General features: G+C 72.6%; 13 protein-coding genes, 1 tRNA gene, 1 other RNA gene and 1 pseudogene. 7 read left to right on the forward strand and 9 right to left on the reverse strand.

The features are described from left to right. Positions 1–93 precede the first annotated feature (93 nt). A complete protein-coding gene (chcB, locus tag L1885_RS03535) occupies positions 94–897 on the reverse strand; it encodes a 2-cyclohexenylcarbonyl CoA isomerase (protein WP_235795478.1) in 804 nt (267 codons plus the stop codon). A 314-nt stretch (positions 898–1,211) separates the two neighbouring features. Between chcB and L1885_RS03540 the strand changes: the two genes are divergently transcribed. Continuing rightward, complete coding sequence (locus L1885_RS03540) at positions 1,212–1,379, forward strand: DUF3117 domain-containing protein (RefSeq protein WP_003966491.1); 168 nt, start codon at positions 1,212–1,214, stop codon at positions 1,377–1,379. Positions 1,380–1,821: 442 nt separating this feature from the next. Here the strand turns inward: L1885_RS03540 and L1885_RS03545 are convergent, their stop codons facing one another. Continuing rightward, the gene (locus L1885_RS03545) at positions 1,822–2,541 is read right to left on the reverse strand and encodes an O-methyltransferase (protein ID WP_372481852.1); all 720 of its coding nucleotides are present in this window, start codon (positions 2,539–2,541) and stop codon (positions 1,822–1,824) included. Positions 2,542–2,674: 133 nt separating this feature from the next. Here L1885_RS03545 and sigE point away from each other — a divergent pair, with 133 nt between their 5' ends. Both sigE and L1885_RS03555 read left to right on the forward strand, forming a co-directional pair. Beyond that, complete coding sequence (gene sigE / locus L1885_RS03550) at positions 2,675–3,451, forward strand: RNA polymerase sigma factor SigE (RefSeq protein ID WP_235795479.1); 777 nt, start codon at positions 2,675–2,677, stop codon at positions 3,449–3,451. Next, positions 3,448–3,885, forward strand: a pseudogene (locus tag L1885_RS03555) (anti-sigma factor family protein); the annotation flags it as partial. The gene sigE and the pseudogene L1885_RS03555, both read left to right, overlap by 4 nt. Here L1885_RS03555 and L1885_RS03560 read toward each other — a convergent pair. After that, on the reverse strand, positions 3,813–5,789 hold the full coding sequence (locus tag L1885_RS03560; RefSeq protein WP_235795480.1) for a DNA polymerase III subunit gamma and tau: 1,977 nt from the start codon (positions 5,787–5,789) through the stop codon (positions 3,813–3,815). The pseudogene L1885_RS03555 and the gene L1885_RS03560 sit on opposite strands and share 73 nt — an antisense overlap. A gap of 22 nt (positions 5,790–5,811) precedes the next feature. After that, positions 5,812–5,910: signal recognition particle sRNA small type (gene ffs, locus L1885_RS03565), an RNA gene on the reverse strand. A 73-nt stretch (positions 5,911–5,983) separates the two neighbouring features. Here ffs and L1885_RS03570 point away from each other — a divergent pair. Continuing rightward, positions 5,984–6,068 (forward strand) — tRNA-Ser (locus tag L1885_RS03570). Positions 6,069–6,406: 338 nt separating this feature from the next. Continuing rightward, a complete protein-coding gene (locus tag L1885_RS03575; RefSeq protein ID WP_235795481.1) occupies positions 6,407–7,162 on the forward strand; it encodes a methyltransferase domain-containing protein in 756 nt (251 codons plus the stop codon). Positions 7,163–7,454: 292 nt separating this feature from the next. On the opposite strand, the gene L1885_RS03580 is transcribed toward L1885_RS03575, so the two are convergent. The 3 genes from L1885_RS03580 to L1885_RS03590 form a co-directional block, all read right to left on the reverse strand. Further along, on the reverse strand, positions 7,455–8,054 hold the full coding sequence (locus tag L1885_RS03580) for a snapalysin family zinc-dependent metalloprotease (RefSeq protein ID WP_235795482.1): 600 nt from the start codon (positions 8,052–8,054) through the stop codon (positions 7,455–7,457). Between the two features lie 222 nt (positions 8,055–8,276). Further along, positions 8,277–8,873, reverse strand: a complete 597-nt coding sequence (locus L1885_RS03585) for a hypothetical protein (protein WP_235795483.1) — start codon at positions 8,871–8,873, stop codon at positions 8,277–8,279. A 202-nt stretch (positions 8,874–9,075) separates the two neighbouring features. Further along, the gene (locus L1885_RS03590; RefSeq protein ID WP_235795484.1) at positions 9,076–9,777 is read right to left on the reverse strand and encodes a TetR/AcrR family transcriptional regulator; all 702 of its coding nucleotides are present in this window, start codon (positions 9,775–9,777) and stop codon (positions 9,076–9,078) included. Between the two features lie 177 nt (positions 9,778–9,954). Here L1885_RS03590 and L1885_RS03595 point away from each other — a divergent pair, with 177 nt between their 5' ends. Continuing rightward, a complete protein-coding gene (locus tag L1885_RS03595; protein ID WP_235795485.1) occupies positions 9,955–10,962 on the forward strand; it encodes an aldo/keto reductase in 1,008 nt (335 codons plus the stop codon). A 509-nt stretch (positions 10,963–11,471) separates the two neighbouring features. Further along, positions 11,472–13,430 (forward strand): galactose-binding domain-containing protein, encoded by a 1,959-nt coding sequence (locus L1885_RS03600; protein ID WP_235795486.1) that lies wholly within the window; start codon positions 11,472–11,474, stop codon positions 13,428–13,430. Positions 13,431–13,772: 342 nt separating this feature from the next. Here the strand turns inward: L1885_RS03600 and L1885_RS03605 are convergent, their stop codons facing one another. Together L1885_RS03605 and L1885_RS03610 are read right to left on the reverse strand one after the other, a co-directional pair. Beyond that, complete coding sequence (locus tag L1885_RS03605) at positions 13,773–14,858, reverse strand: hypothetical protein (protein ID WP_235795487.1); 1,086 nt, start codon at positions 14,856–14,858, stop codon at positions 13,773–13,775. A 208-nt stretch (positions 14,859–15,066) separates the two neighbouring features. Beyond that, positions 15,067–15,411 carry a PadR family transcriptional regulator gene (locus tag L1885_RS03610; RefSeq protein ID WP_235795500.1) on the reverse strand — a complete coding sequence of 115 codons (345 nt, stop codon included), beginning with the start codon at positions 15,409–15,411 and terminating at the stop codon, positions 15,067–15,069. Positions 15,412–15,669 lie beyond the last annotated feature (258 nt).

Raw genomic sequence — 15,669 nt, forward strand, 5'->3', positions numbered from 1 at the left:
GCCAGGAGCCGCACGGGCCGGCGCCGGCGCGGGAGGCCGCGCCGGCGCCGGGCCCGGACGTCCAGCGGCCCCGGATGTCGGCGGCCCCGGATGTCAGCGGCCCAGGTACTCGGGCTTCCGCTTGGCGAGGAAGGCGTCCACCGCGATGGCGTGGTCCTCGGACGAGCCCGCCCGGGTCTGCAACGCGTCCTCCTTGTCCAGTGCCTCGTCCAGCGAGTGGTCGGTGGCGAAGGCGAGCGACTCCTTGATGGACGCGTACGCCACCGTCGGGCCCCCGGCCAGCGCCCGGGCGACCGCAGCCGCCTCACGGGCCAGGTCGGCCGCCGGGACCAGGCGGTTCACCAGGCCCAGGTCGTACGCCTCCTGCGCCTTGACCGTCCGGGGGAACAGCAGCAGATCGGTCGCGCGGCCCTGCCCGATCATGCGCGGCAGCGTCCACGACAGGCCCGAGTCCGCGCTCAGCGCCACACCGGCGAAGGACGTGTTGAAGCTGGCGGTGTCGGCGGCGACCCGGTAGTCCGCGGCCAGCGCGAAACCCATCCCCGCGCCCGCGGCCACGCCGTTCACGCCCGCCACCACGGGCTTGTGCATGGAGGTGATGGCCCGTGCGATCGGGTTGTAGTGCTCGCGCACCGTGCTCATCGTGTCGGTGGTGCCCCTGGACCGGTTCTCCGCGAGCAGGGCGGTGTGTTCCTTGAGGTCCTGGCCCACGCAGAAGGCGCGGTCGCCCGCCGCCGTCAGCAGCACCGCGCGCACCGCGCCGTCGCCGGCCGCGTCCCGCAGGGCGTCGCGCAGCGCCACCTTCGTGGCCACGTCCAGCGCGTTCATCGCCTCGGGCCGGTTGAGGGTGATCGTCGCGAGGCCGTCGCCCACCTCGTACAGCACGGTGTCCGCCATTGCATCGGGTCCCTTCGGGCTCGTTTTTCGCGCCCCGGTTTCTCGGAGGCGCGCACCAGCATGACGGACGGCGGGCCGGTGGGAGTGGGGCGGGAAGGCCCCGGACCGGTGCAGGGCCGCGCAGTATCGCAGGCGGATCGCCGAAATGGGCCGTTTTGCGTGAGCGCGTTGCGCAAGCGATGCCGTCCGATGTTGGTCATCGGGTCATGAGATGCGGGATAATGCGGAGGAAGCAATGTGTTCGATGCCGGTGACGCAGCGCCTGCCATGGGGCCGCCGGCTGCTACGAGCTGGTTTCAGGAAGGGGAACGAGCATGGCGGCCATGAAGCCGCGGACGGGCGACGGCCCGCTCGAGGTGACCAAGGAGGGGCGGGGCATCGTCATGCGTGTTCCGCTCGAAGGCGGCGGTCGGCTCGTGGTCGAGCTCACGCCGGACGAGGCGGACGCACTTGGCGACGCGCTGAAGAAGGTCGTCGGCTGAGCGGGACGCCCGACACCTTCCCACCCCGGCGCCATCGGTGCGGGGACGCCGGTGGGGGGTCACCTTTGAGGAACACCGCCGCTGCCCCGGTACGGACGACCACCATCCGTGCCGGGGCAGTGTGCTGCCCGGCCCGACCGCACCGGGCCCGGCTCGGCGGGCCGGGGCCGGGGCCGGTGCGGCCGGACGGTGGGATCGCGCTCGGCGGTGGGAATCCGCCCGGTGACTCCGTCGGAGCCCGGTCGGCGGGGCCGTCCACTGTGGACGCGGCCGTCGCGTGATCGCGTGATCGCGGGTTCGTCGGATGCCGACGGACGCAGGACGGGCCGGTGGACGGAGGACCGGCCGGTGGACGCAGGACCGGCCCACGGACGCAGGACCGGCCCACGGACGCAGGACCGGCCGGTGGCGCGCGGCCCCGCCGGGACGCGAGCGGAACGGGTCAGGCGCCCGCGGACGGCCCCCGGCGCACCGCGCACAGCAGCCCGTCCCCGACGGGCAGCAGCGAGGACACCAGCTCCTCGGTCTCCCGCACCGTGCGCAGCAGCTCCCGGAGCCTGAGCACCTCGGTCGGCTGGACCGCGGAGTCGACGGTGCGGCCGTGCGCGAAGACGCCCTCGAAGCAGACGAGGCCGCCCGGGCGCAGCAGGCGCAACGATTCGTCGAGGTAGTCCAGGCACTCCAGCCGGTCGCCGTCGCAGAAGACCATGTCGTAGCCGCCGTCCGCGAGGCGCGGCAGCACGTCGAGCGCCGCACCCGGGATGAAGCGCGCGCGGTTGCCGGTGAACCCGGCGGCGCGGAAGGCCTGCCGGGCGAACTGCTGCCGCTCCGGATCGACGTCGACGGTGGTCAGCACGCCGTCGGGCCGCATGCCGCGCAGCAGGTGGATGCCGGAGACGCCCGTCCCCGTGCCGATCTCGGCGACGGCCTTCGCGTCCGCCGTGGCGGCGAGCAGCCGCAGCGCGGAGCCGGTGCCTGGTGACACCGGGCGGAGTCCACTTTCCCTGGCCCGCTCCCGGGCCCAGCGAAGTGCCTCGTCCTCGGCGACAAAGGCGTCGGCGAACGCCCAGCTCGTCTGCCGGTTGGCGGTAATGACCCTCTCCTTGTCCCCCGGTGTCGGCGCAACCGTGACTGTATCCGCTGGGCTCGGGAACCTGCTGATGGGACCGGACGTTAAGAGGGAGTAAGCGCGTGGCGCGAGGAACGGCCACCCTGCGCGACGTCGGAGAGCGGGGCGGGACCCGGCTCCAAATTCACGTAAAGATTCTTATCCGGAGCTAACGGGCGAGGTGGCTATGGTAGGGGCTCTACTGGACACCACCAGAGCCGACAGGGGAGGTGCGGCCGCGACTGTGGATCTCTGGGATGCGCTCCGGCGCCTCCTCGGGTCGGCAGGTGAGCCGAAATCCGTGACCGACACTGCTGACCGTTCCCGCTCCACCGACCCCGCGGTCACCGCGACCTTCGCCACCGAGGCGGACTCGCCGACGTGGACTCCCCCCACCTGGGAGGAGATCGTCAGCACCCACAGTGCTCGTGTCTACCGCCTGGCCTACCGCCTCACGGGAAACCAGCACGACGCCGAGGACCTGACGCAGGAGGTCTTCGTCCGCGTCTTCCGTTCGCTGTCGACGTACACCCCCGGCACGTTCGAGGGCTGGCTCCACCGCATCACCACGAACCTCTTCCTCGACATGGTCCGCCGCAAGCAGCGCATCCGCTTCGACGCCCTCGGCGACGACGCGGCGGAGCGGCTCGCGAGCCGGGAGCCCTCCCCGCAACAGGCCTTCCACGACACCCACTTCGACGCGGACGTGCAGCAGGCGCTCGACACGCTCGCGCCCGAGTTCCGCGCGGCCGTCGTGCTGTGCGACATCGAGGGGCTGTCGTACGAGGAGATCGCGGCGACGCTCGGGGTCAAGCTCGGCACCGTGCGCAGCAGGATCCACCGCGGCCGCTCGCACCTGCGCAAGGCGCTCAAGCACCGTTCTCCCGAGGCACGGGCCGCCGAGCACCGCCCGTTCGTGGGCGTCGCCGGGGTCAGTGTGGCCGGGGAGGGCGGAACGGCGTGAGTGGCACGACCCCCACCCCCTCGGAGCACCACCTGGGGGACCGGCTCGCCGCCCTGGTGGACGGTGAGCTGGACCACGACGAGCGCGAGCGTGTCCTCGCGCACCTGGCGACCTGCGCCCGCTGCAAGGCCGAGGCCGACTGCCAGCGGCGGCTGAAGTCCTTCTTCGCCGAGGCGGCACCCCCGCCGCCGTCCGACGGGTTCCTCGCGCGCCTGCACAACCTGCCCGCGGGCGGGCCCCGGCGCGGGGACGACGACGATCCCCCGGGCCCCTTCGGCGGACGCTCCCCGGGGCACGAGCCCTTCGGCCACGGCGTGTTCGACGCGCCCGACGGCCGGGGCCCCCTCATGGACACCTTCGGCTACGCGGGCGCCCACGGCGCCTCGGTCTTCCCGGTCCACCGTGCGGGCCGCCCCGACGCGGACGGGTCGCCGTCGTAGTCGAGGCCCGTGCTGTCGTCCGTGACGCTGCCGCTGTTCCCGCCGCCGAAGCCGCCGCCCGCGGCCGGCGGCGGGTTGGACCCGCCGGACGGATCGATGATCGCCTCGATCTTCCAGTGCAGATTGAACTGCTCCGACAGCGCCTGCCTGAGCACGTCCTCGCTGCCGCTGCCCGCGAAGTTGTCCCGGGCGCCGGCGTTGATGAAGCCGATCTGGAGCGTCGTGCCGTCGAACCCCGCCACCTGCGCGTTCTGGCTGAGCAGGATCCAGGTGAAGCGGCGGCGGTTCTTGACGGCCTCCAGGATGTCCGGCCACATGTTCCGCACCTGGCTCGCGCCCGTGGCGGCGTCCATAGCGCCGCCACCGGCACCACCGGCACCACCCGCCGGAGCAGGGGACGACGGTGCGGGCGCGGGCGCGGGGGGTCCCTGCTGCGGAGACCCGCCCCCGGGCCTGCCGCCGCCCGCGGTGGGCCAGCCGCCGAGCCTGCGCGCCTCACCGCTCCCGCCGGCCACCGGCCCCTCGGGCGCGGACGGCGCGGGACCGGACGGCGCGGGACCGGAGGGCGCGGGACCGGACGGTGGGGACTCTGCGGACTGCGGCACTGCAGGAGCCTGGGCCGGCTGCGGGGCGTGCGCCGGTGGCGGCGCGTACTCGACGGCGGGAGCGGGGGGCCCGCCCTGTACGACGGCCGGACCCGGCGGCGTGTACTGCGCGGCGGCCAGGCCGGCGCCCGCGGCGGCGCCGCGCTCCAGGCGCTCCAGGCGCGTACGGATCGAGCTCTCGTCGTCGAAGGCGGCGGGCAGCAGCACGCGCGCGCAGATCAGCTCCAGCTGGAGGCGCGGCGAGGTCGCCCCGCGCATCTCCGTCAGCCCCGTGTTGACGAGGTCGGCGGCCCTGGACAGCTCGGCCCCGCCGAAGACGGACGCCTGCGCCTGCATGCGCTCGATGAGGTCCGCGGGCGCGTCCACCAGCCCCTTCTCGGCGGCGTCCGGTACGGCGGCGAGGATCACCAGGTCGCGCAGGCGCTCGAGGAGGTCGGCGACGAACCGGCGCGGATCGTTGCCTCCCTCGATCACCCGGTCCACCACCTCGAAGGCGGCGGCTCCGTCACCCGCCGCGAAGGCGTCCACGACGGAGTCGAGCAGCGACCCGTCGGTGTAGCCGAGCAGGCCCGTGGCCATGGCGTACGTCACACCGTCGTCGGCGGCGCCCGCGAGGAGCTGGTCCATCACGGACATGGAGTCACGCACGGATCCCGCGCCGGCCCGCACGACGAGCGGCAGCACGCCCTCGGCCACGGGGATCCCCTCCTGCCCGCAGACCTCGCCCAGGTAGTCGCGCAGGGTGCCGGGCGGCACGAGCCGGAAGGGGTAGTGGTGGGTGCGCGAGCGGATCGTGCCGATGACCTTCTCTGGCTCCGTCGTCGCGAAGATGAACTTCAGATGCTCCGGCGGCTCCTCGACGACCTTCAGCAGGGCGTTGAACCCCGCCGAGGTGACCATGTGCGCCTCGTCGATGATGTAGATCTTGTACCGGCTGCTCGCCGGGCCGAAGAACGCCTTCTCCCGCAGGTCACGGGCGTCGTCCACACCACCGTGGGAAGCCGCGTCGATCTCGATGACGTCGATGGACCCCGGCCCGTTGCGCGCGAGGTCGCGACAGGACTGGCACACGCCGCAGGGCGTCGGCGTCGGGCCCTGCTCACAGTTCAGACAGCGCGCGAGGATCCGCGCACTGGTGGTCTTGCCGCAGCCCCGAGGGCCGCTGAACAGGTACGCGTGGTTCACGCGGTTGTTGCGGAGGGCCTGCTGCAAGGGGTCGGTGACATGCTCCTGCCCGATGACCTCGGCGAAGGTCTCGGGGCGATAGCGGCGGTACAGCGCAAGCGACGACACACCTACGACGATATCCGCCCCCTACGACAACGCCCCTCACGCACCCGCCAGAGCCGACCTACCCTTGCTGCCTTCCGGCCCTGGGGGAGTTCAGTCAGATAGCGCCACGTGAGGGGCTGACCCACACAGTACCTGATCGGATGCCCCCTCAACGAGTTCGCGAGCACGGCCTCCGGTCTTGTATGGTTCGTCGCGGAGGATTCGCCTAGTGGCCTAGGGCGCACGCTTGGAAAGCGTGTTGGGGGCAACCCCTCACGAGTTCGAATCTCGTATCCTCCGCTCATGCTCTCACCGGGCATAGCGTCGAAGGCCCCCGCAGCTCGCTGCGGGGGCCTTCGACGTTCCCGCGTCGTCGCCGTCCCGTCCGCGGGCTCGGCAGAGTGGTCGAGGTCCTCCCCCGCATCGCTGTCCGCGTTCTCGGCCGCCTCCCGGAGGTGCCGGCGGGCCGGTGGACGACGTCCGCTCGGATCGCGCGCTTCCCGTGTCGATGGCAGGCCGTTGCCGGCTCGCGGAGTTCTCCGGAGGGCGCCGGTCCCGTACTTGTGGACGTCGCGCGATATGGCGTCGCCACGAGCGCCCGGAGTGTAGGACTGACTCACATGTCATCGACTCTTGGCGTGCCGCGACCCGACCCGGCCTCCTACATGTTGCGAGGTGCGGCCAGCGAAGCCGGCCGCACGTACAAACAGGAACTCCTCGACCTGCTGGACATCCGGGCGGGCCAGGTGGCGCTGGACGTCGGATGCGGGCCGGGTACCGATCTGCCGGCGCTGGCGGAACGTGTCGGTGACGCCGGCATCGTGATCGGCGTCGACCGGGACCGGGCCATGCTGGAGCGCGCCCGCGAGCGCACGGACGGACTGCGGGGGGTCGAACTGCGCGAAGGCGACGCGCACGACCTCCCCGTCGATCCGGGATCCGTGGACCGGGCCAAGGTCGACCGAGTGCTCATGCACGTCGCTGAACCCGCGGACGTTCTCGCGCAGCTTCGTCGCGCTACCCGGCCGGAAGCCCGTATCGGCCTCGCGGAGCCCGACTGGGACACCTTGATCGTCGACTCCGAAGATCTTGAGACCAGCCGCGCCTTCACCCGCTTCACCACTGAGGAAGTGGTCCGCAACGCCACCGTCGGACGCAGCCTCCCCCGGCTCGCCCAGCAGGCGGGCTTCCGCGTCGAGACGGTGCGCGCCATGGCACCGGTCTACCGTGACTTCCACGAGGCGGACCACACGTTGGGCCTGGGCCGCAACATGCAGCGAGCGATCAGCGGTGGTCACGTCGACCGGGACCGCGGCCGCCGCTGGATCGCCGGCCTCTCCGAGGGACCGGTCTACGCATCGTTCACCTTCATCAGCGTGATCTGCTCCCGCTGAGGCGGCAGATCTCGGGTGCCGTCCCTCGGGCCGCGACACCTGGAGACGCCGGCGGGACCTTTCACGAGGAGCCCCCGCCACGAGCGGCGGGGGCTCCTCTGCTCGCCACTCGTGGCGGGGGTCTCCTGACGTGCGTCCCGGTGCGGCGCCCCGCGCGGCGGCCCGGGCCTGTTCCGTCCGGCCGGCCGGCGCTGAGCGGCTTCGCGCGACGCCGTCCGACCGTGCCGCGAATTCCGCTCGGGCCGTCGAGCCGTGTGCGGGTGCCGGCCGGCCCCGGCGGGCTCGGGCGTGGTCAGCGGGCGTCGGCGAGGGCCGGGGTCCGGGCCGGCCAGACGTCGATCACGACCTGCTGCCGCGCCGGACTCACGGCCGCAGCGCGGCCTGCGTAGTTGCGGTCGACCTTGGCGGCCTCCGTCGCGTTCGGCTTGGCACTGGTGCAGGAGGTTCCGGGGCCGTGGCCGGACATCAGCTCCGAGCACGGCCCGGTGTAGTCGTCCGGCAGACCGAGGATGTGCCCGGTTTCGTGCGCGGCGATACGGGTCATGTCGTAGCCCTCGTCGACGGCTTCCTGCCCCAGTTGCACCTGGCCCTTGCGGCCACCCGGGACGATCGGCCCGAGCGTCGTCTGGGGCCAGCCGCTGGTCGCGACGTAGACGAAGTTGGCCGAGCTGGGCGAAGTCGCCGGCTGCAGGCGCACGTTGTGCAGCGCGGAGTTCCAGTTCTGCGCGCCTTGCGCGATCGCGCCCGCCCACTGGCCCGCCCGGCTGGCGTCGTAGGTCAGAGTGACCACCGCCGCGCTCGCCTGCGGTGCCGGGTGCGCCGAAGCAGTGACGGACGTGACGCCCAGCATGGCCGGGACCAGTGCCGCCACCGCTGCCATTCGCTTGATCATGAGACTCGTTCCCTCCCTGACGCCGGTTGCCTGCGAGCAACAAGAGCACCACGCCGCCGTCAGGTACCACAAGTACGCCTAGGAGGTGGGTAGTTGAGTGCACGGCTGCGTGATGACGGACATGTCCGTCGTGCGCAGGGAGCATCCCGCGGGAGTCCGCCGACCGCAGCCGTCTGCGGCACCCTCACGGGTGGAAGGAACGCTCCGGTTCGCCGGGCGGTTTCACTCCCCGGGCGCGGACGTGATCAGCACGGTGGTCTCTTCGCGCATCATCCGGAGGTCGCCGAGCTCGACGTCCACGGTGATCCCCGACTCCGACCGCGCGGGAGCACCCGGCGGTCCGGGAATCGGCGCCAGTTGCCCGGTGATCTCGGCGACCGGTGCCTGCGGAAGGGGACCGCACAGGCCCTCGGGATCCATGGGATCCCCGGTGACGAAGCGGCCGTCGGTCATGTCGTGGAGGGTTCCGTGCACGAGGCCGGACCGAGTGAGCAGGGCCTCCATCTCCGCGCGACTGCTGCGGAAGGCCACGGCCAGGGCGTACTGGCCTGGTCGCGGTGCGGCGTGCGTCAGGAAGTGCACGTCGGTCGCGTCCGGCGGCAGCCGGATTCCGGCGCCGTCGAGGGCGGCCTGCAGGGGCACGTCGCTTCCGGCGCAGGCCCGGTCGTCGCCGAACGGATGGCCCGCCCCGAAGGCGCCGAACATCCAGGCGCTCGTGAGGAGCGCGGCGAGTACGGGAACCGAGAAAACGGCCACCGGCCTGACCCATCGCGGCACCCGGCCGGCGTTCGGCGCGGAGCCCTCGTCCTCTTCGTGCATGCATCCCCCTGGAATCGCTCCGGAGGATAGCGGCTCGCCCACAGGCCTCCGGCGGGGGTCGAGATCGCGGCGGGCCCCGCCCGGCGGCATCCCCTCTACGGGTGCCTTCCGGTGACGCCTGCGCAGAGCGGGCGGCCGGGGACGTCCGGTCCGGTCCGTACGTCCTCGCTGCGGGCTGGCCGCAGGGTCGGAACGGGGCCGGTCAGCCCTTCCCGTCGCCCTCCGGCGGCCCGTCGGCCTCCGGTACACCGCCGCCCTCCGGCGTCCCGCCGGCCTCTTGCAGGCCGTCGGCCTCGGGTGGTCCGTCGGTCTCGGGTGCTCCGACACCCTCAGGTGCCGTCGCCACGGCGTCGAGGGCCCGGTGGAGGAGGGGGATGAGGTCCGCGGTCTCCGCCTGGTTGAGCTGGGTGTTGCCCAGCACCATGCGCGTGAGCAGGACGCCGGAGCAGATGGCGACCAGGAGCGCGGCGCGGCCGTCGCGGCCCTCGCCGGGGAGCGCGTCGGACAGGCGGCGCTGGTAGTCGCGCTCGATGCTGTTGCGCATGATCGCGGCCGCCTGCGGGTTCGCCGCCGAGCGCAGGGTGAGCAGGAGGCCGTCGCTGGCCGCCTGGTCCGGGGCGGTCAGCAGCGCCCGCGCGGCCTCGGCGTTCAGCTCGGGCGTCATCATCATCGACTTCTCGTACGCGAGGTCGACGACCTCCGCGAACAGGCCCTCCTTGGAGCCGAAGTACCGGCTGATCAAGCGGGTGTCGACGCCCGCCGCGCGGGCGATGTCGCGCACGCCCGCGCCGTCGTAGCCCCGGTCGGTGAACAGGCGCCGGGCCGCCTTGAGGATCGCCGCCCTGGTGGCCGCGGAGTCCCGGGGGCGCGTGGCGGCGCGGGGGGCGTGTTCTTCCTGGGGCATGCACCCAGGATACGGACGACCGGCGCCGGACCGCTTGCATGTCCACGATCGTGGACATACTGTTGTCCACAGGTGAGGACATCACTCCTCGCCCGGTGAGGCCATCTCCCTCGCCTCTTCTTTTCCATCCCTTACTCCCCTTGCTCACCTCATTCCTTCACGACCGCGAGGTTCCCTATGCCCATCCCCCAGCGCACTCTCGGCACGAACGGCCCGGTCGTCGGAGCCGTCGGTTTCGGCGCCATGAGCTTCGCCCGCCCCTACGGACAGACCGAGCGGGACGCCGCCGGCGGCGCGGGCGAGCTGCTCGACCGGGCCCTGGAAGCCGGGGTCACCCTCATCGACACCGCCGACATCTACGGCCCCAGCGAGGAGGTCATCGGCAAGGCCGTGGCCGGGCGGCGCGAGCGCCTGGTCCTCGCCACCAAGTTCGGCATCGTGCGCGGCATCAGCGCCGACGCCCCGCCGGTCATCAACGGCCGCCCCGAGTACGTGCGCGAGCGCGCCGAGCGCTCCCTCGCCCGACTGGGAACCGACCACATCGACCTCTACTACCAGCACCGCATCGACCCCGACGTCCCCATCGAGGAGACGATCGGCGCCATGGCCGAGCTGGTCGCCGAGGGCAAGGTCCGCCACCTGGGCCTCAGCGAGGCCGCCCCCGACACCATCCGGCGGGCGCACGCGGTCCACCCGATCGCCGCGCTGCAGATGGAGTGGTCCCTGTGGACCCGCGACATCGAGGCGGAGATCTTCCCGCTCTGCCGTGAACTGGGCATCGCCGTCGTGCCGTACAGCCCCCTCGGACGCGGGATGCTGACCGGCCGGATCACCTCGCGCGACGACCTGCCCGAGAACGACTACCGGCGCGGCATGCCCCGCTTCGCCCAGGAGGTCTTCGACGCCAACCTGGCCGCCGTCGAACTCGTCCGCGAGATCGCGACGGCGCACGAGGTCACCTCGGGGCAGGTCGCCCTGGCCTGGCTGCTGGCGAAGGCGCCCGACGTGGTGCCCATCCCCGGCACCCTGCGCCCCGAGCGGCTGGCCGAAAACGCCGGCGCCGCCGACGTCACCCTGACGGCGGACGAGATCGCGCGTCTGGACTCCACCTCCGCGCACGGTGCGCGCGAGAGCGAGCTGGGGCACAACTGGTCCGAGGGCGTCACGCCCGCCCGATCGGCCTGAGTCGCGGAGGGCGGCTCGGAAGGCCCGCGCCTGTACCGGTCCCCGATCCGCTGACGCCCTGCCCAGCCGCATCCGCCCGAGCCGCGGGACGCGGCTGGGCCCGCCGTCACCCAGCACCTCCCCGTCGCGCCGGCCGTTCTGGAGGATGACCGCGAAGTCGGAGGCCCCCTCTCGGAAGGCCGGGCGCGGCCTCGCCGACCCGAACCGGGTGGACGCCGCCGGTTCGGCTGCCGCGGGATTCGTGTCGGTTCCGGGGCGGCCAGTCCAGTGGGTGGACATCCACCCGAGCCACCGAGCGAGCCTCGCGGGGTCGTCAACTGCCGCCCACCAGGGTGTTGTTCAGCCGTCGTCCGCCCCTGCGGCCGCCTCGCCGAAAGCCGCATCGCTCCTTCTCTTGACAGTGCCTCAGGCCGGGTCGATTCTCCTGAGAGCGCTCTCAGCTCCCCCTGTCCCGGCTGCCGCTCCGAAGGTGCCGCTCCCGGTGACCCCCACGAGGTGAAGGAGTAAGGATGTCGTTCAGACGCAAGCGCGGGCACAGACGGCTTGCCGGGGGCCTGTTGGCCGTCGTCGCCGCCGCGGCCGTCGCGTTCGCCGGCTCGCCGGCCGCATCGGCTCAGGCGACGGGCACCGGCCAGGCACAACGGCTCGCCCCGTCCACCCGGACGGCCGGAGCAGACCACAAGGCCGGTGCCGCCCACGCGACCGCGGCCACGTCCGCGGGGGCTGCAGCAGCCAGTGCTGCCGGGGGCGCTGCCTCCCCCGGTGGCAGCCCCGGCGCGTCCTCGGCGCAGCGGACGTCGGCGGCACGGTCCGCCGCCGCACCGGCCGCCGTACCGGCGGCGCCCTCCGGGTTCACCACCACCTGGAGCGACGACTTCAACGGCGCCGCCAACACCGGCCTGGACACCGGGGCCTGGCGCTACGACGCCGGCGAGGGGTGGACCTTCGGCACCGGTGAGATCGAGACGATGACCAACAGCACGTCCAACGTCTACCAGGACGGCAACGGACATCTGGTGCTCAAGGCGCTGCACTCCGGCAGCGACCCCAACGCCGGCTGGACTTCCGGGCGCGTCGAGACGCAGGCCGACGGGTTCGGCGCGCAGCCCGGCGGCGTGGTCCGGATGCAGGCGTCCATCCAGCAGCCCAACGTCACCACCGCCAATGGCGCCGGCTACTGGCCCGCGTTCTGGATGCTCGGCTCGCCGCTGCGGGTGGGCGTGCCCTGGCCCGGTTCCGGCGAGGTCGACATCCTCGAGGACATCAACGGCCGCAGTTCCGTCTTCGGCACCCTGCACTGCGGTGTGAGCCCCGGCGGCCCCTGCAACGAGGGCAGCGGGGTCGGCAGCGGCGAACACGCCTGCTCCGGTTGCCAGACCGGCTATCACACCTACGCGGTGGAGGTCGACCGGTCCACCTCGCCCGAGCAGATCCGCTGGTACCTGGACGGCACCAACTACTTCACCCTGCGCTCCAACCAGGTCGACGCCACCGCCTGGGCCAACGCCGTCGACCACTCCTTCTACGTGATCTTCGACCTCGCGATCGGCGGCGCCTTCCCGGGGGCGTTCGGCGGCGGGCCCAACGCCGCGACCGTGTCCGGCGGGCAGATGAACATCGACTACGTCGCCGTCTACAACAAGGCGCCGGCCGGCAACGCGAACCTCGGCTCCAACATCGCCCAGGGCAAGCCGACCACCGCGTCGTCCTCGGAGAGCGCCGACTTCCCCGCTTCCAACGCCACCGACGGCAACATCACCACCCGCTGGTCCAGCGGCTTCTCCGACCCGCAGTGGCTCCAGGTCGACCTCGGCCAGTCCTACAACCTCTCCCACGCGACCCTGACATGGGAAGCAGCCGCCGCGTCGGCGTACCAGTTGCAGGTCTCCGACGACGGCAGCAACTGGAGAACCCTCTATACCAACAACAACAGTCCGGCCGACATCCAGGACACCGCGCTCAGCGGATCCGGCAGATACGTGCGCGTCTACGCCACCTCCAGAGCCTCCCAATGGGGCGACTCGCTCTATGAACTTGCCCTCTACGGCACTCCCTCCGGCGGGGGCAGCAACCCCGGCGGCGGCACGCTCCTGTCGCAGGGCAAGACGGCCACCGCCTCCTCCTCCGAGAACGCGAGCTTCGAGGCGTCGAACGCCGTCGACGGCAACGCCGGCACCCGCTGGTCGAGCGCCTTCTCCGACCCCCAGTGGCTTCAGGTCGACCTCGGCGCCACCCACACCCTCGACAAGGTGGCGCTGAACTGGGAGACCGCCTACGCCACCGGCTACCAGATCCAGACGTCGACCAACGGCACGTCGTGGACGACCGTCTACTCCACGACCAACGCAACCGGCGGCAACCAGACCATTCCCGTCTCCGGCTCCGGCCGGTACGTGCGCGTCAACTGCACGGCCCGCTCCACCCAGTACGGCGACTCGCTCTGGGAGTTCCAGGTATACGGATCCTGATCGATCGCGGGGCCCGGGAAGACCCCCGTCCAACCCGGGCCCCGCAGCTCTCTGTGCGGGCGATCTGCCTTGGATCCGCTGCTCCGCTGCCCACTGCTCCAGGCGCGTGGTCGCCATCAAGCCCGGTCGCCAGGGTCGCTCTCAGCACCTGGTGACCAGCTTGTCCGGCACAGGTGCGGCGTGCGCCGCCCAGCGACAGGTGGCGCTCCTCTTCCGGCGAGGTACGGCGGGCTTCCGTCGCCGCGGTCAGGCGCAGCGAACAAGCCCGGGGCCGCCGGCTCTGCCCGCCCCCTGTCGACAAGCTGCCCTGCCGCCCCCCTGCCCTGCCGCAACGACGCCCGGCTAGGCCAAGCCTCCCGGTATCCCTCCGGAACCCATGGGACGGGCAGGTGCCGTGGACCGCGCACTCGCCAGGCGCCGGGTGCCGATGACCGCCAGGGTCCCCGTGACGGCGAGCGCCGCTGCCAGTAGGGCGGCGCTGCCCAGAATCGTCGTCCCAGGCGCCTCCAGTCGCAGGAGCAGGGACAGCATGGCCGCTCGCAGGGCAACCACCACGACTCCCAGGGCCGCGAGCGCCAGGGCCGGTGCGGCGTCGCGCTCTCCGCGCCGGCCGGCGAGCAGGCAGGCCACACCGCCGAGTACGAACACCGCGCCCGCCGCCCACTGCGGGTCGGCACCCGTCGGCCACAGGGCCGTCACCCCGCCCATCGCCACACAGGCCGCCATGAGCGCCAGGCCCGCCGGGACGCCGGGAAGCCGCGCGGCCGGCGCGTCCCCATGGAAGCCGCCCAGGACGCACGCCACCGTGAGCCAGGCGAACACCGCGCCCGAGACCGTCAGCAGGGCGACGTCCGCCGCGCCGGACGTACCGGACGCGAGGGCCACGGTGTCGGGGACAGCCGCGAGCACCGCCAGCCACCGGGCTGCGCGCCGCCGGTCGCGCGCGAGCGCCCCGTACGCCGCGGTCCACAGCAGTGGAAGCGCCCAGAGCGCGGTCTCCCGGGCTCCGGAAGCCCACCCTTGGCCGGTGAAGCCGCTCACGAACATCGTGTGGGGGGCGGCCGAGCTCTGGGCCCAGGCCAGGGTCAGGACGCGTGCCGTCAGGGCCTGAGCCGCCAGGAGCAGCACGCCGCACACGGCGAACAGCCGGACCGCTCGGCCGAGCGCCGCGTAGACCGGTGGTGAGCCGGCGGCCCCCAGGCGCGCCCGGACCGCGAGGGCTGCGACGCTCGCGACCTCGCCCGCGGCGGGGCGCAGTTCGTCGAGGTCGGCCTCCGCGATCCCGTAGAGATACGTCTCGACCATCTCCTCCTCCCGCGCCTCGCGGTAGTAGGAGGGGAGGAACCGAAGGACGCGGCGGTAGCGCCGCTCCAGCAGCGGCATCGTGGCGGTGGCGGCAGCGGTCGCCTCGGCCCCGTCCGCGTGCATATCCGTACTCGTATGCGTATGCGTACTCGTATGCGTACGTCGATGCGTATGCGTGCTCGGATTCGAGCCCGTGGTCGTGCCCGTGCTCGAGCCCGTGCCTGAGCCCGTGCTCTCGTTTGAGCCCTTGGTCGTGCCCGTGGTTTCGTTCGAGTTCGTGTTCGCGCTGGTCCTTGGCCTCGTCATGCTGTGTCCCCCGTCGCATTCCGGGTCATGTCGTACCTCCTGCCGGGCGCACCGTGCCGGCGCGCCTGCCCGCCGCCATCCGCTCCCGTGCGGCGCGCGCCCCCGCGACCATCCGCTCGGCCTCGGCCGCGAGTACCGCGGCGCCTTCTTCCGTGAGCCGGTAGTAACGGCGGAGCCTGCCCTGCTGCACCTCCTCCCTGTCGAGCACTATGAGCCCGTCGCCGGACAGGCGATCGAGCACCCCGTACAGCGTGCCGACCCGCAACTGAACTTCTCCGCCCGAGAGTTCGTCGACCTCCTGGAGGATTCCGTAGCCGTGGCGCGGCTCGTCCGCGAGCGCGGTGAGCACGAAGAAGGCCGCCTGCGTCATGCCCCGCGTCGTCGTCATGCGTCTCACTATATCTTGCCTTCCGATATATCTCGCGGGAATCGAACCGATCCCCCATCGGACCCTGATACGCACGCGCGCCGCCCGTGCACCGTCGCGGCAGGACCGGCCGTCACCTCGGAGGCCGCGGGCCGTCACCTCGGAGGCCGCCGCCGCGCCCCCGTTCCCGGCCCGCGTTCCCGGCCCGCGCATGCCGCCCTGCGGTCCGCACCCGCCCCACGGCCGCGCCAGACGCCGCAT

Source organism: Streptomyces fuscigenes, from assembly GCF_021556455.1.
In the GTDB taxonomy this organism is placed as follows: Bacteria; Actinomycetota; Actinomycetes; order Streptomycetales; family Streptomycetaceae; genus Streptomyces; species Streptomyces fuscigenes.